The organism is Streptomyces sp. NPDC002092 (assembly GCF_053593775.1).
Genome location: NZ_JBSFDG010000005.1, coordinates 235,650 through 256,195, shown reverse-complemented (window position 1 = coordinate 256,195; position 20,546 = coordinate 235,650). Strand labels below are relative to the sequence as shown.

The window sequence follows — 20,546 nt, the reverse complement described above, 5'->3', positions numbered from 1 at the left end:
CAGCCACGTGGGACCCGCAGTTCATCACGGTGTGGTGGGCCTACAGCGGAGCGCCTAGCTGACCTTCTTCGCCTTCTCCAGCGCCTCGGCGAGGTTCGTGAGAAGCGGCACGCACTTGTCGTAGGACAGGATCGGCTCGGGCGACCGGGAGATGACCTGCCCCGCCTTGACCGCCGGCAGCTTCTTCCAGGTGGCCTTGGTGATGTCACCCGGCTGGATGGTCGACGACCGGTCGTCCATCATGATGACGTCGGCCTTGTACTTGTCGACGTTCTCCCAGCTCAGCGACTCGAACCAGCCACCCCCCTTGGCCTTTGCCTGCTCCGGCGGCTCGACGAAGTTCACGCCGAGCGCCTTGAAGTACTCCAGGTCGATCGAGAGGTTCGTGCCGGAGACGTAGAAGAGCGCGTCGCTCGCGGAACCGGCCAGCACCTTGATGTCGGGCCTGGCCTTCGCGGCCTTGCGCAGCCGGGCTGCGGCCGCCTCGAACTTCTTCTTCGCCTCGGTGACCTTGGCCGCCTTCATGTCCGCGCCGAGCGACTCCGCGAGCGCCCACATGCGCTGCAGCGGCTCGGTCAGTTGGCGGTCGTAGACGGAGATGCCGACGCTGGGAGCCAGCTTGGCGATCTTGTCCTTGGAGGCCTCGGGGACGTACCAGAGGGTGCCGGCGTCGTCGAACATCGTGGAGATGAGCAGGTCGGGCGCGAGGGCCGCGTACTTCTCGACGTTGAACTGGTCCCAGACGTTGCCGAGGATCGTGACCTTGCTGATGTCCATGTCGCCGGCCTGGACGTCGGGCTTGCCGTCCGCGGTCCTGGTGGGGCCGAAGACGCCCTTGACGCTGATGCCGTAGTCGAAGAGCGCGGCGGCGACACCCGTGAACGCGACGATGTTCGCGGGCACTTGGTCGAGCTTCACGGTCGTGCCGCGGTCGTCCTTGAAGGACCAGGGGCCGGACTTGGCGGCGGTCGTCCCGTTGCCGGAGGCGCCGCCTTTCGCGTCGTCGTCGCCGCAGGCCGCGAGCACGGCCCCGAGGCCGAGGGCGCCGCCCGCGGCGAGGATGCCGCGTCGGGTCGGATGGATGGCTCTGGCGTTGGACATGCTGTGGCTGCTTTCGAACACGGGAATGGGGCGGAACGCCCGCCGGACGACTGCGAATGCAGGTTAGCCTAACCTAACTCTACGTCCGGAGGTGTGTGGCGTTCCGGGCCCCGAACCCGTCAGCCCGCCAGTCCCAACTCCCTTGCGATCAGCATCCGTTGGACCTCGCTGGTGCCCTCGCCGATCTCCAGGATCTTGGAGTCGCGCCACATACGGGCCACCGGGTACTCGTTCATGAAGCCGTAGCCGCCGTGGATCTGCGTGGCCTCGCGCGCGTTGTCGACGGCGACGGTGGAGGAGTGGAGCTTGGCGAGCGCGGCCTCCTTCTTGAAGGGGGCGCCGCTCACCAGCCGGGCCGCCGCGTCGCGCCAGGCGAGGCGGGCGGTGTGGGCCTTCATCTCCATGTCGGCGATCTTGAACTGAATGGCCTGGTTGGCGCCGATGGGACGGCCGAAGGCCTGGCGCTCCTTCGCGTATTTCACGGACTCGTCCACGCAGCCCTGGGCGAGCCCGGTCGCGAGCGCGGCGATGGCGATCCGGCCCTCGTCGAGGATGCGCAGGAACTGGGCGTAGCCGCGGCCGTTCTCGCCCAGCAGGTTGGCCGCCGGGACACGGACGTCGGAGAAGTGCAGCTCACGGGTGTCCGAGGCGTTCCAGCCGACCTTCGAGTACGGAGCCGCCACCGTGAAGCCCGGGGTGCCGGACGGGACGATGATCGAGGAGATCAGCGGTTTGCCGTCCGGCTTGCGACCGGTCACCGCCGTCACCGTGACCAGGCCCGTGATGTCCGTACCCGAGTTGGTGATGAAGCACTTGGTGCCGTTGATCACCCACTCGTCCGTCTCCTCGTCCAGCCGGGCCGTCGTACGGGTGGCTCCGGCGTCGCTTCCGCCGTCCGGCTCCGTGAGACCGAAGGCGCCGAGGATCTCGCCCGAGCACAGGCGGGGCAGCCACTCCTGCTTCTGTGCCTCGGTGCCGAAGAGATGGATCGGCATCGCGCCCAGCGAGACACCGGCCTCCAGGGTGATGGCCACGGACGAGTCCACGCGGGCCAGCTCCTCCAGTGCCACGCCCAGCGCCAGATAGTCGCCGCCCATGCCGCCGTACTCCTCGGGGAACGGCAGTCCGAACAGGCCCATGCGGCCCATCTCGCGGACGATCTCGTAGGGGAACTCGTGGTGCTCGTAGAACTCGCCGATCTTGGGCGCCACGACGTCGTGTGCGAACTCCTCGACGGTGCGGCGGAGTTCCTCCAGCTCGGGTGAGAGTCGGTAGTCCATGGCTGTGATCACTGCTCCTGGTGGGAGAGGGCTCGGACGGTGCGGGACGGGCTGGGTCGGCCCAGTTGTTCGGCCATCCACACGCTGGTGGCGACGAGGCGGCCGAGATCGACTCCGGTGTCGATGCCGAGACCCTGAAGCATCCACACGAGGTCTTCGGTGGCGAGATTGCCGGTGGCGGACTTGGCGTACGGGCAGCCGCCGAGTCCGCCGGCGGAGGCGTCGACCGTGGTGACGCCGTACTGGAGGGCGGCCAGGGTGTTGGCGAGGGCCTGGCCGTAGGTGTCGTGGAAGTGGACGCCCACCTTCTCGACGGGGACGTCCAGGTCGGTCAGCAGGGCGCGGACGTGGCCCGGCGTCGCGACCCCGATCGTGTCGCCCAGGCTCAGTTCGTCGCAGCCCATGTCCAGCAGGGCCCTGCAGACCCGGACCACCTGGGGGATCGGGACCGCCCCCTCCCAGGGGTCGCCGAAGCACATGGAGAGGTAGCCGCGGACATGGACCTGCTGGGACTTGGCGCGGGCCACCACCGGCTCGAACATGGCCAGGGCCTCGTCCACCGTGCGGTTGAGGTTGGCCTTGGCGAAGGACTCGGTGGCGCTGGCGAACACCGCGACGCGGCCGGCGCCGAGCGCCAGGGCGCGATCCAGGCCGCGCTCGTTCGGGACGAGCACCGGGAGGTCCACCGGGAGATCGCTGATCCGTGGGAACAGCTGCTCGGCGTCGGCGAGTTGGGGCACCCACTTGGGGTGGACGAAGCTCGTCGCCTCGATCGTGGTGAGCCCCGCGTCGGCCAGGCGGCGGACGAACTCCGCCTTCACCCCCGTCGGCACCGTCGACTTCTCGTTCTGCAGGCCGTCACGCGCGCCGACCTCGTGGATGCGGACGCGGGCCGGCAGACCGGGAGCCGGTACGGCCATGGGCAGCGTCATTTCTCCTCCTCCGCCGAGTTCTCCGCCGAGTTCTCTGCCGAGTTCTCTGCCGAGTTCTCTGCCGAGTTCTCGACCGGCGTGATGACCGCGAGCACCTGGTCCATGGCGACCGTCGTGCCCGGCGTGACGTCCAGTTCGGCGACCGTGCCGGCGTGCGGGGCGGAGATGACGTGCTCCATCTTCATCGCCTCGACGACGAGCAGGCTCTGTCCGGCACTCACCTCGTCACCGACGGCGACCTTCACCACCGTGACCGTGCCGGGCATGGGCGCGGTCAGCGAGTCGGCGCCCGCATGCCGCGCGCCCGTGAGGGAGGCGGCCACCGGGTCGTGGTCGCGCACATGCCAGGCGTCGCCGTCGCGGCCGATCCAGTCGGCGGCGCGGTGGAAGGTGTGCCGGACGCCGTCGAGGGTGACGGAGACGGTGTCGTCGGTGAAGGCGTGGTTGCCGCGCGGCACGTACTCCACGGGCTCCTGCACCCGCAGGTGGAAGCCGACGGGCTTCGGCGTCCCGCCCAGTCGCCAGCCGCTCGGCACGGAGAACGGGTCGGTCCAGCCTTCCCCGCGGGGCTCCAGGGCTTGCAGCCGTACGGCCGCCGCCGCCTCGTACACCTCCTCCGGTACGTCCGTGGTGACGAGGCCGTCCACCTCCCGCTCCACCAGGCCGGTGTCCAACTCGCCTGCGACGACGGACGGATGGGCCAGCAGCCGCCGCAGGAACCCGGCGTTGGTCTGCACGCCGAGCGTCACCGTCTCCGCGAGTGCGGTCCGCAGCTTGCGGATCGCCGTCTCCCGGTCCGGCCCGTACGCGATCACCTTGGAAAGCATCGGGTCGTACAGCGAACCGACCTCCGTGCCCTCGCTGAGCCCGGAGTCGGTGCGGATGCCGTCGCCCTGCGGCTCGCGCAGCCGCAGCACCGTGCCACCGGACGGCAGGAACCCCCGCGCGCCCTCTTTGATAGACACAGTCTCGGCACACACGCGGGCCTCGATCGCGTGCCCGGTCAGTGTGATGTCGCCCTGCTTGTAGGGCAGTTGCTCGCCCGCCGCCACCCGCAGCTGCCACTCCACCAGGTCGAGGCCTGTGATCAGCTCGGTGACCGGGTGCTCCACCTGGAGCCGGGTGTTCATCTCCATGAAGTAGTACGAGGAAGGGTCACCGCCCGGCACGATGAACTCCACCGTGCCCGCGCCCCGGTACCCGCACGAGCGGGCCGCCTGGACCGCAGCCTCGCCCATCGCGGCCCGAGTCTCCTCGTCGAGGAGCACACTGGGCGCCTCCTCGATGATCTTCTGGTGCCGGCGTTGCAGCGAGCACTCGCGCTCGCCCAGGTGCACCACGTTCCCGTGGCCGTCCGCCAGGACCTGGATCTCGATGTGCCGGGGCCGGTCCACCCACCGCTCGACGAGGAGCGTGTCGTCGCCGAAGGAGGCGCGGGCCTCGCGGCGGGCGGCGGCGATCTCGTCCGCCAGCTGCTCCGCGTCCCGCACCAGCCGCATGCCCTTGCCGCCACCGCCGGCCGACGGCTTCAGCAGCACCGGCATCCCGATCTCCCGGGCGGCCCCCGCGAGTTCGGCGTCGGAGAGCCCGCTGCCGCTGGAGCCGGGCACGACCGGCACTCCGGCCGCCTGCACCGTCTCCTTGGCCCGGATCTTGTCGCCCATGAGGGCGATGGCCTCCGCGGGCGGCCCGATGAAGACCAGCCCCGCGTCGGCGCACGCGCGCGCGAAGCCGGCGTTCTCCGCGAGGAAGCCGTATCCGGGGTGGACGGCCTGGGCGCCGGTGCGGGCGGCGGCCTCCAGCAGTCGCTCAACCGAGAGGTAGCTCTCGGCCGCGGGCGCCGGACCGATCCGTACCGCCGTATCGGCCTCCCGGACATGCCGTGCGTCGGCGTCGGCGTCGGAGAAGACGGCCACCGAGCGCACGCCCAGCGAGCGGAGCGTACGGATCACGCGGACGGCGATCTCGCCCCGGTTGGCCACGAGCACTGTGTCGAACATGGGTCCCCTCCTCACATCCGGAAGACGCCGAACTGGGGCTCGCCCAGCGGCGCGTTGGCACAGGCGGTCAGCGCGAGACCCAGCACCTGGCGGGTCTCCAGCGGGTCGATCACGCCGTCGTCCCAGAGCCGGGCGGTGGCGTAGTAGGCGTTGCCCTGGCGCTCGTACTGCTGCCGGATCGGCGCCTTGAAGGCTTCCTCGTCCTCCGTCGGCCAGTCCTCGCCCCGCGCCTCCAGCTGGTCCCGCTTGACGGTGGCGAGGACGGAGGCGGCCTGCTCGCCGCCCATGACGGAGATCTTGGCGCCGGGCCACATCCACAGGAAGCGGGGGGAGTAGGCCCGGCCGCACATCGAGTAGTTGCCCGCGCCGTACGAGCCGCCGACCACGACCGTCAGCTTCGGCACGCGCGTGCAGGCCACGGCCGTCACCATCTTGGCGCCGTGCTTGGCGATGCCACCCGCCTCGTAGTCCTTGCCGACCATGAAGCCGGAGATGTTCTGCAGGAACACCAGCGGGATGCCGCGCTGGTCGCACAGCTCGATGAAGTGGGCGCCCTTCTGGGCGGACTCGGAGAACAGGATGCCGTTGTTGGCGACGATCCCGACCGGATGGCCGTGGATCCGCGCGAAGCCGGTGACCAGGGTCTGCCCGAACTCCGCCTTGAACTCGGCGAAACGGGAGCCGTCGACCACGCGCGCGATGATCTCCCGGACGTCGTACGGAGTGCGGGGATCGACCGGCACCGCGCCGTAGAGGCCGTACGGGTCCACCTTGGGCTCCGCGGCCGCCGTGACCTCCCAGGGCAGCGGCCCGCGCGCGGGGAGCGTGGCGGCGATGGTCCGCACGATCCTGAGTGCGTGCGCGTCGTCCTCCGCCAGGTGGTCCGTCACGCCGGAGACCCTGGAGTGCACCTCGCCGCCGCCCAGCTCCTCTGCGGTCACCACTTCACCGGTGGCGGCCTTCACCAGGGGCGGGCCGCCCAGGAAGATGGTCCCCTGGTTGCGGACGATGACCGCCTCGTCGCTCATCGCCGGGACATACGCGCCGCCGGCCGTGCACGACCCGAGGACGGCGGCGATCTGCGGAATCCCCGCCCCGGACATCCGCGCCTGGTTGTAGAAGATCCGCCCGAAGTGCTCACGGTCCGGGAAGACCTCGTCCTGCATGGGCAGGAAGGCACCCCCGGAGTCGACCAGGTAGATGCACGGCAGGCGGTTCTCCAGGGCCACCTCCTGGGCGCGCAGATGCTTCTTCACCGTCATCGGGTAGTACGTGCCGCCCTTGACGGTGGCGTCGTTGGCGACGACCACGCACTCGCGCCCGCTGACCCGTCCGATGCCCGCGATGACCCCGGCGGCGGGTGCGGCCCCGTCGTACATCCCGTCGGCGGCCAGCGGCGCCAGCTCCAGGAAGGGTGAGCCCGGGTCGAGCAGCGTGTCCACCCGGTCCCTCGGCAGCAGCTTCCCGCGCGCGGTGTGCCTGGCCCGCGCCTTCTCGCCGCCGCCGAGCCGCGCGGCGGCCAGCTTGCCGCGCAGCTCCTCGACGAGCGCCCGGTGCGCCGCCTCGTTGGCCCGCCAGGCCTCCGACGCGGGGTCGGCCGCGCTCGTCAGCTCCGGTGCCTCGTGCATCCTGCGGTCCCCTCACCCAGTGGTCGACTGTTAATGAGCGTTAACCATTTCCTTCAGGTTAACGACCGCTAACCTCCCTGTCTAGAATTACCTTCATGGCCACCAGAACCGACGCCCCCACCCGCCGCGAGCAGATCCTCAAGGAGGCCGCGCGGCTGTTCGCCGAGCGCGGTTTCCACGGGGTCGGAGTGGACGAGATAGGTGCCGCCGTAGGCATCAGCGGCCCCGGCCTCTACCGCCATTTCGCGGGCAAGGACGCGATGCTCGCCGAGCTGCTGGTGGGCATCAGCGGCCAGCTGCTGACCGGTGCCAAGCGGCGCCTGGCGGAGGCGGACGGGGGTCCCGCGGACGCGGTCCTCGACTCGCTCATCGAAGGGCACATCGACTTCGCGCTCGACGACCGCCCCCTGATCACCCTGCACGACCGCGAGCTGGACCGCCTCCGGGACAGCGACCGCAAGCTCGTACGGCAGCTGCAGCGGCAGTACGTCGAGCTGTGGGTGGAGGTGCTGCGCGAGGTCTACCCGGGTATCGCGGAACCCGCCGCCCGCTCCGCCGTGCACTCGGTCTTCGGTCTCCTGAACTCGACCCCGCACCTGGGCCGCCCCGGCTCGCTGCCGGGCCGCGGGGCGACGGCGGAGCTGCTGCACCGGATGGCACGGGGCGCCTTCGCTGCGGCCGCCGCGGAGTGACGAGCGTTACGGGATCACCTCTGGACGCCCCTCCTTACCCGCCGGTACCTTGGTGTTCTGAGCAAGCGCTTAGACATGGACCCAAGGACCAGGTGGAGGTGGCGGCGGTGCGCCGTACGGTGTTCAACGAGGACCACGAGGCGTTCCGGGAGACCCTGCGCGCCTTCATCGAGGCCGAGGTCGTCCCGGTCTACGACGAGTGGTTCGCCGCCGGCCAGGCGCCGCGCGACTTCTACTACAAGCTCGCCGAGCTGGGGATCTTCGGCATCCGCGTGGACGAGGAGTACGGCGGCGCCGGCATCGACTCGTACAAGTTCGAGGCCGTGATGTACGAGGAGACCGCGCGCGCGGGCGTGCAGTTCGGCGGCTCCGGTGTGCACGTGCTGCTCGGCCTGCCGTACATCAAGATGCTCGCCACCGACGAGCAGAAGAAGCGCTTCCTGCCGAAGTTCGTCTCCGGCGAGGAGATGTGGGCCCTCGCGATGACCGAGCCGGGCACCGGCTCCGACCTCGCGGGCATGAAGACCACCGCCAAGCTCTCCGAGGACGGCACGCACTACGTCCTCAACGGCGCCAAGACCTTCATCACCGGCGGCGTCCATGCCGACCGTGTGATCGTCTGCGCCCGCACCTCCGCGCCCACCGCCGAGGACCGCCGCTTCGGCATCTCCCTGTTCGCCGTGGACACCAAGTCCGAGGGCTACTCGATAGGCCGCAAGCTCGACAAGCTGGGCCTGAAGACCTCCGACACCGCCGAGCTGGCGTTCGTCGACGTCAAGGTGCCCGTCGAGGACCTGCTCGGCGAGGAGAACAAGGGCTTCTACTACCTGGGCCACAACCTCGCCTCGGAGCGCTGGGGCATCGCCTTCGGCGCCTACGCGCAGGCCAAGGCCGCCGTGCGGTTCGCCAAGGAGTACGTCCAGGAGCGCACCGTCTTCGGCAAGCCCGTCGCCGCCTTCCAGAACACCAAGTTCGAGCTGGCCGCCTGCCAGGCCGAGGTGGACGCCGCCGAGGCCGTCGCCGACCGCGCCCTTGAGGCCCTCGACGCCGGTGAGCTGACGCCCGCCGAGGCCGCCTCCGCCAAGCTGTTCTGCACCGAGGTCGCCCACCGCGTCATCGACCGCTGCCTCCAGCTGCACGGCGGCTACGGCTTCATGAACGAGTACCCGATCGCCCGCCTGTACGCGGACAACCGCGTCAACCGCATCTACGGCGGCACCAGCGAGATCATGAAGACGATCATCGCCAAGGACATGGGTCTGTAAGGCCCGGGAAACCTCAAGAAATCACTGGCGGGTACAACTGTCTGCCATGAGCCAGGCACTACAGGGTCTCCTCGATCTGCTCGACCTGGAGCAGATCGAGGAGAACATCTTCCGCGGCCAGTCCCGGTCCGCCGTCGTCCCGCGCGTCTTCGGCGGACAGGTCGCGGCCCAGGCGCTGGTCGCCGCGGGGCGTACGGTCCCCGCGGACCGGTACGCCCACTCGCTGCACGCGTACTTCCTGCGGCCGGGCGACCCGGGCGCGCCGATCGTCTACCAGGTCGACCGCATCCGTGACGGCCGGTCCTTCACCACCCGCCGGGTGGTCGCCGTCCAGCACGGCAAGCCGATCTTCCATCTGTCGGCCTCCTTCCAGACCGACGAGGACGGCCTCGACCACCAGACGCCGATGCCGGCGGCGCCCGACCCGGCCACGCTGCCCACCTCCCACGAGCGGCTGCGCGGCTACGACCACCTCGACCCCGCGGTGGTGGAGAAGTTCCTGGAGGCCCGCGAGGCCGTCGATCTGCGCTACGTCGAGGAGCCGCCGTACGGGAAGTTCGGCGAGCCGCGCGAGCCGCACTCCCAGGTGTGGTTCCGCACCAACGGCAAGCTCGACGACGACCCGCTGCTGCACGTCGTCCTCGCCACCTATGTCTCCGACATGACCCTGCTCGACTCGGTGCTGCTCGCGCACGGCCGGGGCGGCTGGGCCGTCGGCGACGTCGTCGGAGCCTCGCTCGACCACGCCATGTGGTTCCACCGGCCCTTCCGCGCCGACGAATGGCTGCTCTACGACCAGGAGTCGCCGACCGCCCACGGCGGCCGCGGGCTCGGCCAGGCGCGGATCTACACGCAGGACGGGCAGCTGGCCATCTCGGTGATCCAGGAAGGGCTGGTCCGGGTCCCGCGCTGACGGGACCCCCACGCCGTCAGGACAGGCCCGCCTCCGCCAGCAGATACGCCGTCATCGGGTCGTAGTGGCGCGGGCTCGGCACATGGTCGTCGAGCGGGACCGTCACCTGTACGGTGCCCTCGGCCTCGGCGAGGAAGAGCGCCGGGTCGTTGCAGTCGGCGTAGCCGACGGAGTCGACGCCGTGCTGGCCGGCGTAGCCCGCCCAGCCGTGGTCGGCGACCACCAGGTCCGGCAGCGGGCGGCCCTCCTCCTCGAGCGCCGTGAGGATGGCCTTCATCGGCTCACCGGAGTGCGTGTGCCACAGGGTGGCGCCGTGCTCCAGGACCGCAACGTCCGCGAGCTGCCACACATACCCCTCGTCGGTCTGCAGCCCCTCCGGGATCACCACGATCTCGCAGCCGGCCTGGCGCAGTGCGGCGGCCGTGGCGCGGTGCACGTCGAGCAGGCCGCCCGGGTGGCCGGTCGCGAACAGCACCCGCTGCCGCCCCTCGGCCGCCTTGCGCAGCCGGGCCGCCATCCGCTCCAGACCGCCCACCGTCAGCTCGGGGTCGATGGTGTCCTGGCCGTACCGGTACTCGGGGTCGTCGTTCACACCCACCCGCTCCGCCATCACCGCGAGCACGTCCTGCTCGTCGGTCCACCGGTCGCCGAGTTCCAGTCCGAGCCAGTAGTTGCGGACGCCGTTCGCGAGCTGTCGGTAGTGGGAGAGGTTGTTCTCGCGCGGGGTGGCGACATCGCCCGCGATGCGGGTCTTCACGAGGTGCTCGAGGAGCTCGGCGCGGCTGGGTGTCCCGGGTATCGGCATGAATCCCATTGTGAGGCAGCCGACTGTGCGATTCCCTGGCGTCCGGCGCGCTGGGACGCGCGTCACGTACTCAGCCACATGGGCCTGCGTACCTATTGCCGCAGTGTCCATTGCTGCGTTCATTGCTGCCGCAGCGCGAACCACAACTCCATGCGTACGTCCGGGTCGTCGAGGTCCGTGTCGAGGAGGGCGGCGCAGCGGGCGATGCGCTGGCGGACCGTGTTGCGGTGCACGGACAGGGCGACGGCCGTGCGGTCCCAACTGCCGTGCAGGGAGAGCCAGGTGCGCAGGGTCTCGGTCAGCGCGGGGTTGCCCGCGATCGGGGCGAGGAGCGTACGGGCGTGCGCCGCGGCCTCCTCGGACGGCACCAGGTCCGCGAGTCCCGCCCGGTCACCGTGCCGGACCAGGGCCGCGCGGGTGGCGCGGGCGCGGGCCAGCGCGCGGGCGGCCTGGGTGTCGGCGGAGGGCCACCCGGCCGGGGCCGAGGCGGCGCTGACGCCCAGCGTCCAGCCCGGCTGTGCGGCCGGCTCGCGGTCGGCGGGCACCAGGACCCGTACGACCTCGTCCGCCAGGTCGACCAGCGGCGAGCCGAGGGCCGCGCCCAGCGCCGAGGCGGCCACCGGGTCGGGCGCCTGGGCGTCCGGCCGGGCGTGCACCACGAGCCAGGGGCCGGGCCCGAGGAGGGCGGCCACCTCGGCCGGCGGCGTCCCCAGCAGCAGCCGTACCAGCGCGGACGACCGCGCCGCACCCGTACCGCTCTGGTGCTCGCCGGTGAGCAGCGAGAGCAGGACGGCGGCGACGGAGGCGATGGTGTGGTCGCCCGGATCGCGCTGCGGGGCGGCCACCCCGAGCACGAAGCCCTGCCCGGCGCCGAGGGCGTAGGCGGCGAGGTGGGTGCCGACGGCCGTGTCCGTGGCGGAGGTGGGCGTCCCCGGACCGGAGGGGCGTACCACCTGCGCGAGTCGGGACAGCGCCTCCCGGACACCGGTCTCCGTCGGGCGCCCCGCGGAGGCGATCTCCGCGCCCTCCGGCCCGTACAGCACCGCCCTGCCGCCCACCCGCTGGGCCAGCTGCCGCAGCACCGACGGCACCGGGTCCGGGCGGGAGGCCGCCGCCGCGAGGCTCTGCTGGGCCTCCGTCACCCGGCGCAGTTCGGCGAGGCGGGCCTGGGCCATCAGCTGCCAGACGGCGCGGGCGATGCCGGAGAACGTGGTCTGCTCGGGGACCTCGACGAGCGGCAGCCCGTGCGCGTCGCACGCGGCCACCAGGGCGCGCGGCACCGAGTCGTGCACGGGAGCCAGACCGAAGCCGAGGGCCGCGCCGCCCGCCGCGACGATCCTCGCCACGTAGTCGTCGAAGTACGTGCCGGAACCGGCGGCCTCCGGGACATGGACCCCCGCCGTCAGCAGCAGCTCCCCGCCCAGCAGATACGGGTACGGGTCGGCCATCTCCGAGGTGTGCGCCCAGTGGATGACGATGCCGGGATCGGCCGGCCCGGCGATCTGCCGCAGGGCCAGGTCCTCACGGGCCAGGAGTGCCGTCAGGGGCACGGGTGGCGTGGGTGGCGTGGCGGGAACCGCGGGGTCCGGCATGGTGTGCGCTCCCTCCACCCCGTACGGCTCGAATGGATGAAACGTACACTTCGCAGTCGCTTTTCAGCCACCTAGTGTCAGTGCTCATCACCCGCCGGCGAGACCGAGCGAAGGAGGGCCCCGTGGCCATCGACTACACAGTGATCGCCGTCTATCTGGCCGGAACGCTGGCCATGGGCTGGTGGGGCATGCGCCGCGCCAGGTCGAAGAGCGAGTTCCTGGTCGCGGGGCGCCGCCTCGGGCCCGTGATGTACTCCGGCACCATGGCCGCGATCGTCCTCGGCGGCGCGTCCACCATCGGCGGCGTGGGCCTCGGCTACCAGTACGGACTCTCCGGCGCCTGGATGGTCTTCACCATCGGCCTCGGGCTGCTCGCCCTGTCCGTCTTCTTCTCCGCCCGCATCGCCCGCCTGAAGGTCTACACCGTCTCCGAGATGCTGGACCTCAGGTACGGCGGCCGCGCGGGCGTCATCTCGGGCGTCGTCATGTGGGCGTACACCCTCATGCTCGCGGTGACGTCCACCATCGCGTACGCCACGATCTTCGACGTCCTCTTCGACATGAACCGCACCGTCGCGATCGTCCTCGGCGGCTCGATCGTCGTCGCCTACTCGACGCTCGGCGGCATGTGGTCGATCACGCTCACCGACATGGTGCAGTTCGTGGTCAAGACGATCGGCGTGCTGCTGCTCCTGCTGCCCATCGCGGTCGTCAAGGCCGGCGGCTTCTCCGAGATGAAGGCCAAGCTGCCCACCGAGTACTTCGACCCGCTGGGCATCGGCGGCGAGACGATCTTCACCTATGTCCTGATCTATACGTTCGGCATGCTCATCGGGCAGGACATCTGGCAGCGCGTCTTCACCGCCCGCAGCGACACGACGGCGAAGTGGGGCGGCACGGTCGCGGGCACCTACTGTCTCGCGTACGCCCTCGCCGGCGCCGTCATCGGTACGGCAGCCAAGGTGCTGTACCCGAAGCTGGGCAGCCCGGACGACGCCTTCGCGACCATCGTCAAGGACGAACTCCCGGTCGGTGTAAGGGGGTTGGTGCTCGCTGCCGCCCTGGCCGCCGTGATGTCGACCTCGTCCGGCGCGCTGATCGCCTGCGCGACCGTGGCCAACAACGACATCTGGGCGCGGCTGCGGGGAGCCGTACGCAGGTCCGAGGGCGAGCACGACGAGGTGAAGGGCAACCGTGCCTTCATCCTGATCATGGGCCTCGCGGTGATCGGCACCGCGATCGCGATCGACAACGTCGTCGAGGCGCTGACGGTGGCGTACAACCTGCTGGTCGGCGGGCTCCTCGTGCCCATCCTGGGCGGGCTGCTGTGGAAGCGCGGCACCGTGCAGGGCGCCCTCGCCTCGGTGATCGTCGGCGGCCTCGCGGTCATCGGTCTGATGGCCGGCTTCGGCATCCTCGCCAACGAGCCCGTCTACTACGGCCTTCTGTCGTCCCTCGTCGCATATGTGGCGGTCTCCCTGGGGACGAAGCCCACGGACGAGGTTGTCCTCGCCACCTGGCGCGAGCGCCTCGCAGGACGCTCCTCCGAACTCGCGTCCGAACCGGTCCCGGCTCCCCAGTAGAGTCGTACGAGAATCAGCACTTATCGCTCCATACGCGACGAAGCGTAGGAAAGAAGGCATCAGCCCATGAGCAGTAACGAGACGCCCCGCGGCCCCGTCGACTCCTCCCGCATCCCGCGGTACGCCGGACCTGCGACCTTCGCCCGGCTGCCCTGCCTCGACGAGGTCGGCCGTACGGACGTCGCGGTCGTGGGCGTGCCGTTCGACTCGGGCGTCTCGTACCGGCCGGGCGCCCGCTTCGGCGGCAACGCGATCCGCGAGGCGTCCCGGCTGCTGCGGCCGTACAACCCGGCGCAGGACGCGTCCCCGTTCGCGCTGGCGCAGGTGGCGGACGGCGGGGACATCGCGGTGAACCCGTTCAACATCAACGAGGCCGTGGAGACCGTCGAGGCGGCGGCGGACGAGCTGCTGGGCACGGGCGCCCGCCTGATGACCCTGGGCGGCGACCACACGATCGCGCTCCCGCTGCTGCGTTCGGTGGCGAAGAAGCACGGCCCGGTCGCCCTGCTCCACTTCGACGCCCACCTCGACACCTGGGACACGTACTTCGGCGCCGAGTACACGCACGGCACCCCGTTCCGGCGGGCCGTGGAGGAGGGCATCCTCGACACTTCGGCGCTGTCGCACGTGGGCATCCGGGGGCCGTTGTACGGCAAGCAGGACCTGGCCGACGACGAGAAGATGGGCTTCGGCATCGTGACGTCGGCGGATGTGATGCGACGCGGCGTGGACGAGGTGGCCGACCAGCTGCGGCAGCGCATCGGCGACCGCCCGCTGTACATCTCGATCGACATCGACTGCCTGGACCCGGCGCACGCGCCCGGCACGGGCACCCCGGAGGCGGGCGGCATGACCTCCCGTGAGCTGCTGGAGATCCTGCGCGGCCTGGCCTCCTGCAACCTGGTCTCGGCGGACGTCGTCGAGGTGGCGCCCGCGTACGATCACGCGGAGATCACGTCGGTGGCCGCGTCCCACACGGCGTACGAACTGACCACGATCATGTCCCGGCAGATCGCCGAGGCCCGCAAGGAGAACAAGGAGAACGACGGCAAGTGACCCACGACCACGACCTGGAACTCCGCCCGACCGAGGCGCAGATCTCCGCCGCTCTGAACCCTCCTCCCGGCCGCAACGGCGGAGACCTGGTCGTGGAGACGCTCGCCGGGCTCGGTGCGACGACGGTCTTCGGGCTGCCCGGCCAGCACGCGCTGGGCATGTTCGACGCGCTGCGCCGGTCGGCGCTGCGGTATGTGGGCCTGCGGGTGGAGAACAACGCGGGGTTCGCGGCGGACGCGTACGGCCGGATCACGGGCGAGGCGGCGCCGCTGCTCCTGTCGACGGGCCCGGGAGCCCTGACGTCCCTGGCCGCGCTGCAGGAGGCGGCCGCGGCCTCGGCGCCCGTGCTGGCGATCAGCAGCCAGATCCCGACGGCGGGACTGGGCGGCGGCAGGCACGGCTATCTGCACGAACTCCCGGACCAGGCGGCCTCGTTCCGGGGCGTGGTGAAGTCGGTCCACTCGGTCCGCACCCAGTCCCAGATCCCGTCGGCGATCGCGGCGGCCTGGAAGTCGGCGCTGACCGCCCCGCACGGCCCGGTGTGGGTGGAGATCCCGCAGGACGTACTGCTGGCGCAGACCTCGCTGCCGGTGGTGACGGGGGTGGACGCGACACCGGAGGACGTGGTGCCGCGCCCCGAGCTGACGGCGGTGGCCGCCGACCTGCTCTCCCGCGCCGAACGCCCGGCGATCATCGCCGGCGGGGGAGTGGTACGGGCGGACGCCTCGGGCAAACTGCGGCAGCTGGCGGAGGTGTTGCAGGCGCCGGTGGTGACGACGCCGGGAGGCAAGGGAGCCTTCCCCTGGAAGCACCCGCTGTCCCTACAGTCCTGGATCGAGGACCGGTACACGACGGACTTCCTGGAGGACGCGGACGTCCTGCTGGTGGTCGGCTCGGGCCTGGGTGAACTCTCCTCGAACTACCACACGTTCAAGCCCCGCGGCCGGGTCGTCCAGATCGAGGCGGACCTCGGCAAACTGGAGTCCAACCACCCGGCACTGGGTATCCACGCGGATGCGCGACTGGCGTTGCAGGCGCTGCTGGAGACGGTGTCGGAGCGCACGGACCCCACGGCACCGGAGCGGGTCAGGACGGTCCTGTCGAAGGTCACGGAACGCATCGCCTCCCAGGAACTGACCCTGGAACAGGACGTGTTGACCTCCGTCCGCCGGGCCCTCCCCGCCGACTCCCCGTCCTTCTGGGACATGACGATCCTGGCCTACTGGGCCTGGTCGGCCTTCGACGCCAAGGGCCCCAACCTCCTGCACTCCGCCCAGGGCGCCGGCGGCCTCGGCTACGGCTTCCCGGCGGCCCTGGGAGCGGCGGCGGCCGACCCGACCCGCCCGGTGCTGGCGGTGTCGGGGGACGGCGGTGCCCTGTACTCGATCGCGGAGCTGGCGACGGCCCGCCAGTACGACCTGAACGTCACCTGGTTGATCGTCGACGACGGCGGCTACGGCATCCTGCGCGAATACATGACGGACACCTTCGGCGAGGCGACGGCGACGGAGCTGTCCCGGCCGGACTATGTGGCCCTCGCGGAGTCCTTCGGGGTGCCGGGGGTGCGTACGACGCCGGAGACTCTGGAGGCGGACCTGGCGAAGGCGCTGGGGTCACCCGGTCCGTCGGTGGTGGTGCTTCCGGCGGTGCTGCGGATGTTCGCGGCGACGCATCTGGACTGACGGAGCGTCACTGTAGGGCCTGGCTGATCTACGGACGTCGTGCGAGGAAGACGGACTCCCTGCCAGGCCGGTCGGGTGCCTCGCGGACGCCCTCCACCACGTACCCCTGTGCGACCAGGTCAGCCTCGACCTCGTGCCGTTCGCGGAAACGCAGCGTCGAGTCCGACGTCAGCACCCGCCCGGTCGCGGCGAAAACACAGGTCCAGCGGAACGACACCAGTGGCCCGCCCACCTCGATCAATCGGACCCAGGTCTCGACCGTGCCGACGCCCGGAATCTCCGTCACCCTGTAGGAGGATTCGCGGTTCCATTCCTCCCAGGCGCGCCGGGCCGGATCGCGGGTCTCGAACACCAGCCGGCCACCCGGTCGCAGCGCGCTGTACGCCCCCTTCAGCGTCTCCTCCCAGTCCTGGGCCTCGATGATCTGCTGGGCGACATTCGCCGTCATGGTCGCCAGGTCGACCTGCAGCGGCGGGAGTGCTGTCGCATCACCGCAGATCCAGCGCACCCGTTCGCTGCCCGGCTTGGTCCGGGCGACGTCGATGGATGCCCTGGCGGGATCGCAGCCGACGACCTCGATCCCACGGTCGGCCAGGAGGAGTGCGAACACCCCCGTCCCGCAGCCGATGTCCAGAACCCGACGGGCCCCGAATTCCTCCGCCATGCGGACATAGGCGTCGAGATCGCCGCGGTCGGGGTCCAGTTGGTCGTAGATCGCGGCAAGCTGTGGATGCGTGAAGCACTCGTCGGCAGCCATGCTGCCGAACCTAGGCGGAGCCGGCTGTGCCGGACCACGGAATTTCACCGGCCCCGCCCGGCGCCACCGACCTACCAGATCGCGTCCACCCACTCCGGGTGGTCGATGAACGGGTTCCGGTTGTGCTGGTAGGTGTCGTAGATGACCTGGTTGCGCTTCTCCTCGAAGGCGCTCGGCGGGTCCTCGTCGTTCCACTGCTTGAGGACCGAGAGCTTGCCGATGTAGGGGTTGCTGCCGTTGTTGACCTTCTCGTCGGGCTCCAGGTCGGGGAAGCCGTCGCCGCCGTCGTAGCGGACCGCCATGTACAGGATCATGCGGGCGACGTCGCCCTTGTCCGCGTCGCGCGGTTCGAAGGAGTCGGAGTCGACCTTGCTGCCGCCGCCGCCCGTGACCGCGCTGCCGCCGTTGTCGAAGTCCAGGTTGCCGCGGATGCTGTTGACCTGCACGTCCGCGGGGCGCAGGTGGTGGAGGTCGGTGCCGGGGCCGGTCGCGGTGCCGAAGTCGCCGTGGGACTTGGCCCATACGTGCTCGCGGTTCCAGTCGCCCGTGTCGCCGCCGCTCAGGGACTTGGCGCGGGAGGCACCGCTGTAGAGCAGGATCACGTTGTTGCTGTTGTTCGGGTCCTGGTCGGTGACCTTGAGCGCGTTCCAGACCGCGTCGTACGAGATCTTCGACTGACTGCTGATGATCGTGTGCAGGGACGACTTGAGGCTCGCGCCCGTCTTGCCGATCGCGTTCTTGTAGTACGTCGAGTCGTAGTCGGTCGTCGTGGCGCCGGCCGGAGTCGCGGTCAGGGCCGGGGCGGTGAGGCCGACCAGGACGGCTGCGGTGGCCCAGGCCACCGGCTTCCAGCGGCGGGTGCGTGTCGCGGGCATGTGGGGTTCCCATCTACGCGGGTTGAATGAAGGCGGCAAGAGGGAGAGTGACATGGACATGAGGTCCGGCAGGTAAACGGAATGTAAAAAGGGGGCCCCGACCATGTGGCCGGGGCCCCCCTTCGGTGTCGGAGTCCGTCAGCTGACGTCCGACGGGTCCAGGCGGTAGAGCGACGAGGTCGCGTTCGACGTCGAACTCTTGCTGTAGGCGCTCTGCTTGACCGCCGTGCCGTGCTGCTTCACCCAGTTCGACACCTCGGTGCTGAGGTTGTTGCCCCCGCCGGGGCCGCCGCCCTTCCCCACGCTCGAATTTGCTCGCGCGGGGGCACCCCCATCGCCGCTGCCGATCTGGATGTAGTGCAGCTCGCCCTTCTTCACCAGCTCCTTGAGCTTGGCGACCGTCATCGCGTTGTCGGAACCGGTGAAGCCCCACATGGAGATGACCGGTCGCCTGGCGCTCAGCTCGATCTGCGCGGCGCTCTGCGAGTTGGACACCGCGAGCAGCCACTTGGCGCCGTCCTGGTGCTTCTTCAGGTACGCGATGAGCTCGCTGTCCGCGCCGCCCATACCACCGCCCATGCCACCACCGCCGAAGCGGTCCTGTCCGGACGTACCGCCCAACTCACCGCTTCTGCCTTGGGTTTGACCGCGGCCCGGCAGTTCACCGTTCCGGCCCTGCTGCCCGCCGCCGGGGAAGCCGCCCGCGCCCTCGGCCCGGCCGCCTGCCCGGGTGCCGCCCGGCATCTCGCCGCCGCCCGGGAAGCCGCCACGGCCCCCGCCGGGGCCGCCGCCGAAGCCTCCTCCCGTGGAGGGGCCGGCCGTCGGGTTGGTGCCGCCCATGCCACCGCCGGTGCTCCCGAACGGCTCCGACGCGGCGTACGCCGTCGGGCCCGCGAGGGCCGCGATCGCTGCCGCGGCCACCGAGGCCGTCAGCAGCCGGGCCCGGTTGCCGGAGCGGAAGACCAGCATGCCCACGATGCCCGCCGCCGTCAGGACGCCGATCGTGGGCCACAGCCAGGTGTTCCACCCGGAGGCCCGGCGCAGCAGCACGATCGCCCAGATGCCGGTGACGCCGAAGGCGACCGGGAGCACCCATGCCCAGCGCTTGTCGCGGCGGAAGGCGTCCAGCAGCATCACGCCCCCGCCGCCGCACAGTGCCGCGATGCCCGGGGCGAGCGCGGTCGTGTAGTACGGGTGCATGGTGCCCTGGGCGGTAGCGAAGATCACGTAGTGCAGCAGCGTCCAGCCGCCCCACAGCACCAGGCCCATCCGCTTCAGGTCGGTGCGCGGGGCGCGGCCGCACAGCGCCAGACCGCCGATCAGCGCGATCGCCGAGAAGGGCAGCAGCCAGGAGATCTGGCCGCCGAGGATCTCGTTGAACATCCTGCCCAGTCCGGAGGAGCCGGAGAAGCCGCCGCCCCCTCCGCCACCGCCGCCGTTGCCCTCGCCGCCGAAGACGCGGCCGAGACCGTCGTAGCCCATGATCAGGTCCCAGGCGGAGCCGTCCGTCGAGCCGCCGATGTACGGCCGGTCGGAGGCGGGCACGAGGGACACGGCCACGGCCCACCAGAAGCTGGAGACGGCCAGGACGACCGCGGCCAGCAGCAGGTTGACGATCCGCTTCAACCAGGGCGCCTTCGACGCGTAGAGGTAGAGCGCGAAGACCGCCGGCAGCGCGATGTAGCCCGCGAGCAGCTTGGTGTTGAAGGCGAGACCGAAGCAGGCCGCCGAGCCGAGCAGTGGCAGCAGCCTCTCCTGACGGGTGGCGCGCATCGCGAGCGCCGCGCCCGCCACCATGAGGAACACCAGCAGGGTGTCGGGGTTGTTGTCGCGGTTGATGGCGACGGTGATCGGGGTCAGCGCCAGCACCAGCGCGGCGACGGTCGCCGCCACATGGCCCCAGATCCGCTTCACGGACGAGTGGAGGATCCATACGGTGGCCACGCCGGCCACGATCTGTGGCGCCATCATCTGCCAGGTACCGAAGCCGAAGACGCGGCACGACAGGCCCATGACCATGAGCGCGAACGGCGGTTTGTCGACGGTCAGGAAGTTGCCCGGGTCCAGCGACCCGAAGAACCAGGCCTTCCAGCTCTGTGTGCCGGCCCAGATGGCGCCGCTGTAGAAGGTGTTCATGCTGGACCCGGACAGGTTCCATGCGTACAGGACCGCCGCCAGGACCAGGATCGTGATCAGCGCGGGCAGCGACCAGCGGGGCGCGGTGTCCTGGGGCGGCGGTTCGGGGGCCAGTGTCGTGTGGGGGTGTGTATCGGTGGCAGAGGTCACGGCCGCATCCTGCACATCGCGGGTGGGTGTGGGCTGTGCCGTACCTGGCTCTCGGCTTTGAATGCTCCGCGGTCGGCTCGAGGGCCCGCCACCGCGCGC

16 protein-coding genes are annotated in these 20,546 nt (G+C 70.7%); 6 read left to right on the top strand and 10 right to left on the bottom strand.

Going from position 1 to position 20,546, the window contains the following annotated elements; all coding sequences use genetic code 11:
* Positions 1–54: 54 nt before the first annotated feature.
* The 5 genes from ACWCRD_RS13715 to ACWCRD_RS13695 all read right to left on the bottom strand — a co-directional run bounded on the left by ACWCRD_RS13715 (position 55) and on the right by ACWCRD_RS13695 (position 6,941).
* Positions 55–1,101, bottom strand: a complete 1,047-nt coding sequence (locus ACWCRD_RS13715; RefSeq protein WP_450966045.1) for an ABC transporter substrate-binding protein — start codon at positions 1,099–1,101, stop codon at positions 55–57.
* A gap of 119 nt (positions 1,102–1,220) precedes the next feature.
* The gene (locus tag ACWCRD_RS13710; protein ID WP_450966044.1) at positions 1,221–2,381 is read right to left on the bottom strand and encodes an acyl-CoA dehydrogenase family protein; all 1,161 of its coding nucleotides are present in this window, start codon (positions 2,379–2,381) and stop codon (positions 1,221–1,223) included.
* 8 nt (positions 2,382–2,389) lie between these two features.
* A complete protein-coding gene (locus ACWCRD_RS13705) occupies positions 2,390–3,313 on the bottom strand; it encodes a hydroxymethylglutaryl-CoA lyase (protein WP_450966043.1) in 924 nt (307 codons plus the stop codon).
* Positions 3,310–5,313, bottom strand: a complete 2,004-nt coding sequence (locus tag ACWCRD_RS13700; RefSeq protein WP_450966042.1) for an acetyl/propionyl/methylcrotonyl-CoA carboxylase subunit alpha — start codon at positions 5,311–5,313, stop codon at positions 3,310–3,312. The genes ACWCRD_RS13705 and ACWCRD_RS13700 overlap by 4 nt, the downstream gene beginning before the upstream one ends.
* An 11-nt stretch (positions 5,314–5,324) precedes the next feature.
* Complete coding sequence (locus ACWCRD_RS13695; protein ID WP_450966041.1) at positions 5,325–6,941, bottom strand: carboxyl transferase domain-containing protein; 1,617 nt, start codon at positions 6,939–6,941, stop codon at positions 5,325–5,327.
* 95 nt (positions 6,942–7,036) lie between these two features.
* Between ACWCRD_RS13695 and ACWCRD_RS13690 the strand changes: the two genes are divergently transcribed.
* The 3 genes from ACWCRD_RS13690 to tesB all read left to right on the top strand — a co-directional run bounded on the left by ACWCRD_RS13690 (position 7,037) and on the right by tesB (position 9,811).
* A complete protein-coding gene (locus tag ACWCRD_RS13690; protein ID WP_030944008.1) occupies positions 7,037–7,633 on the top strand; it encodes an SACE_7040 family transcriptional regulator in 597 nt (198 codons plus the stop codon).
* A 107-nt stretch (positions 7,634–7,740) separates the two neighbouring features.
* Positions 7,741–8,898: an acyl-CoA dehydrogenase family protein gene (locus ACWCRD_RS13685; RefSeq protein WP_344402751.1), complete on the top strand. Its 1,158-nt coding sequence runs from the start codon at positions 7,741–7,743 to the stop codon at positions 8,896–8,898.
* 46 nt (positions 8,899–8,944) lie between these two features.
* The gene (gene tesB / locus ACWCRD_RS13680; protein WP_450966040.1) at positions 8,945–9,811 is read left to right on the top strand and encodes an acyl-CoA thioesterase II; all 867 of its coding nucleotides are present in this window, start codon (positions 8,945–8,947) and stop codon (positions 9,809–9,811) included.
* Positions 9,812–9,827: 16 nt separating this feature from the next.
* On the opposite strand, the gene ACWCRD_RS13675 is transcribed toward tesB, so the two are convergent.
* Entirely contained in the window at positions 9,828–10,616 is a 789-nt protein-coding gene (locus ACWCRD_RS13675) for a phosphatase (protein ID WP_450966039.1), read from the bottom strand.
* A 119-nt stretch (positions 10,617–10,735) separates the two neighbouring features.
* Entirely contained in the window at positions 10,736–12,208 is a 1,473-nt protein-coding gene (locus tag ACWCRD_RS13670) for a PucR family transcriptional regulator ligand-binding domain-containing protein (RefSeq protein WP_450966038.1), read from the bottom strand.
* Positions 12,209–12,330: 122 nt separating this feature from the next.
* On the opposite strand from ACWCRD_RS13670, the gene ACWCRD_RS13665 reads away from it, so the two are divergent.
* The 3 genes from ACWCRD_RS13665 to ACWCRD_RS13655 all read left to right on the top strand — a co-directional run bounded on the left by ACWCRD_RS13665 (position 12,331) and on the right by ACWCRD_RS13655 (position 16,529).
* Positions 12,331–13,791 (top strand): sodium:solute symporter, encoded by a 1,461-nt coding sequence (locus tag ACWCRD_RS13665; protein WP_450966037.1) that lies wholly within the window; start codon positions 12,331–12,333, stop codon positions 13,789–13,791.
* 66 nt (positions 13,792–13,857) lie between these two features.
* The gene (speB, locus tag ACWCRD_RS13660; protein ID WP_450966036.1) at positions 13,858–14,847 is read left to right on the top strand and encodes an agmatinase; all 990 of its coding nucleotides are present in this window, start codon (positions 13,858–13,860) and stop codon (positions 14,845–14,847) included.
* A complete protein-coding gene (locus tag ACWCRD_RS13655) occupies positions 14,844–16,529 on the top strand; it encodes a thiamine pyrophosphate-binding protein (RefSeq protein WP_450966035.1) in 1,686 nt (561 codons plus the stop codon). Before speB ends, ACWCRD_RS13655 begins: the two co-directional genes overlap by 4 nt.
* Positions 16,530–16,557: 28 nt before the next feature.
* Here the strand turns inward: ACWCRD_RS13655 and ACWCRD_RS13650 are convergent, their stop codons facing one another.
* From ACWCRD_RS13650 to ACWCRD_RS13640, 3 genes are all read right to left on the bottom strand, one after another.
* Positions 16,558–17,286, bottom strand: a complete 729-nt coding sequence (locus tag ACWCRD_RS13650; protein WP_450966034.1) for a class I SAM-dependent methyltransferase — start codon at positions 17,284–17,286, stop codon at positions 16,558–16,560.
* A gap of 71 nt (positions 17,287–17,357) precedes the next feature.
* On the bottom strand, positions 17,358–18,161 hold the full coding sequence (locus tag ACWCRD_RS13645; protein WP_450966033.1) for an endonuclease I family protein: 804 nt from the start codon (positions 18,159–18,161) through the stop codon (positions 17,358–17,360).
* A 138-nt stretch (positions 18,162–18,299) separates the two neighbouring features.
* A complete protein-coding gene (locus ACWCRD_RS13640) occupies positions 18,300–20,447 on the bottom strand; it encodes an ArnT family glycosyltransferase (RefSeq protein ID WP_450966032.1) in 2,148 nt (715 codons plus the stop codon).
* Positions 20,448–20,546: the final 99 nt, after the last annotated feature.

What these genes read in the sequence shown, in the direction of transcription:
- ACWCRD_RS13715 (WP_450966045.1), bottom strand. Translation starts at nt 1,101, where the DNA reads ATGTCCAACGCCAGAGCCATCCATCCGACCCGACGCGGCATCCTCGCC.
- ACWCRD_RS13710 (WP_450966044.1), bottom strand. Translation starts at nt 2,381, where the DNA reads ATGGACTACCGACTCTCACCCGAGCTGGAGGAACTCCGCCGCACCGTC.
- ACWCRD_RS13705 (WP_450966043.1), bottom strand. Translation starts at nt 3,313, where the DNA reads ATGACGCTGCCCATGGCCGTACCGGCTCCCGGTCTGCCGGCCCGCGTC.
- ACWCRD_RS13700 (WP_450966042.1), bottom strand. Translation starts at nt 5,313, where the DNA reads ATGTTCGACACAGTGCTCGTGGCCAACCGGGGCGAGATCGCCGTCCGC.
- ACWCRD_RS13695 (WP_450966041.1), bottom strand. Translation starts at nt 6,941, where the DNA reads ATGCACGAGGCACCGGAGCTGACGAGCGCGGCCGACCCCGCGTCGGAG.
- ACWCRD_RS13690 (WP_030944008.1), top strand. Translation starts at nt 7,037, where the DNA reads ATGGCCACCAGAACCGACGCCCCCACCCGCCGCGAGCAGATCCTCAAG.
- tesB (WP_450966040.1), top strand. Translation starts at nt 8,945, where the DNA reads ATGAGCCAGGCACTACAGGGTCTCCTCGATCTGCTCGACCTGGAGCAG.
- ACWCRD_RS13675 (WP_450966039.1), bottom strand. Translation starts at nt 10,616, where the DNA reads ATGCCGATACCCGGGACACCCAGCCGCGCCGAGCTCCTCGAGCACCTC.
- ACWCRD_RS13670 (WP_450966038.1), bottom strand. Translation starts at nt 12,208, where the DNA reads ATGCCGGACCCCGCGGTTCCCGCCACGCCACCCACGCCACCCGTGCCC.
- speB (WP_450966036.1), top strand. Translation starts at nt 13,858, where the DNA reads ATGAGCAGTAACGAGACGCCCCGCGGCCCCGTCGACTCCTCCCGCATC.
- ACWCRD_RS13650 (WP_450966034.1), bottom strand. Translation starts at nt 17,286, where the DNA reads ATGGCTGCCGACGAGTGCTTCACGCATCCACAGCTTGCCGCGATCTAC.
- ACWCRD_RS13645 (WP_450966033.1), bottom strand. Translation starts at nt 18,161, where the DNA reads ATGCCCGCGACACGCACCCGCCGCTGGAAGCCGGTGGCCTGGGCCACC.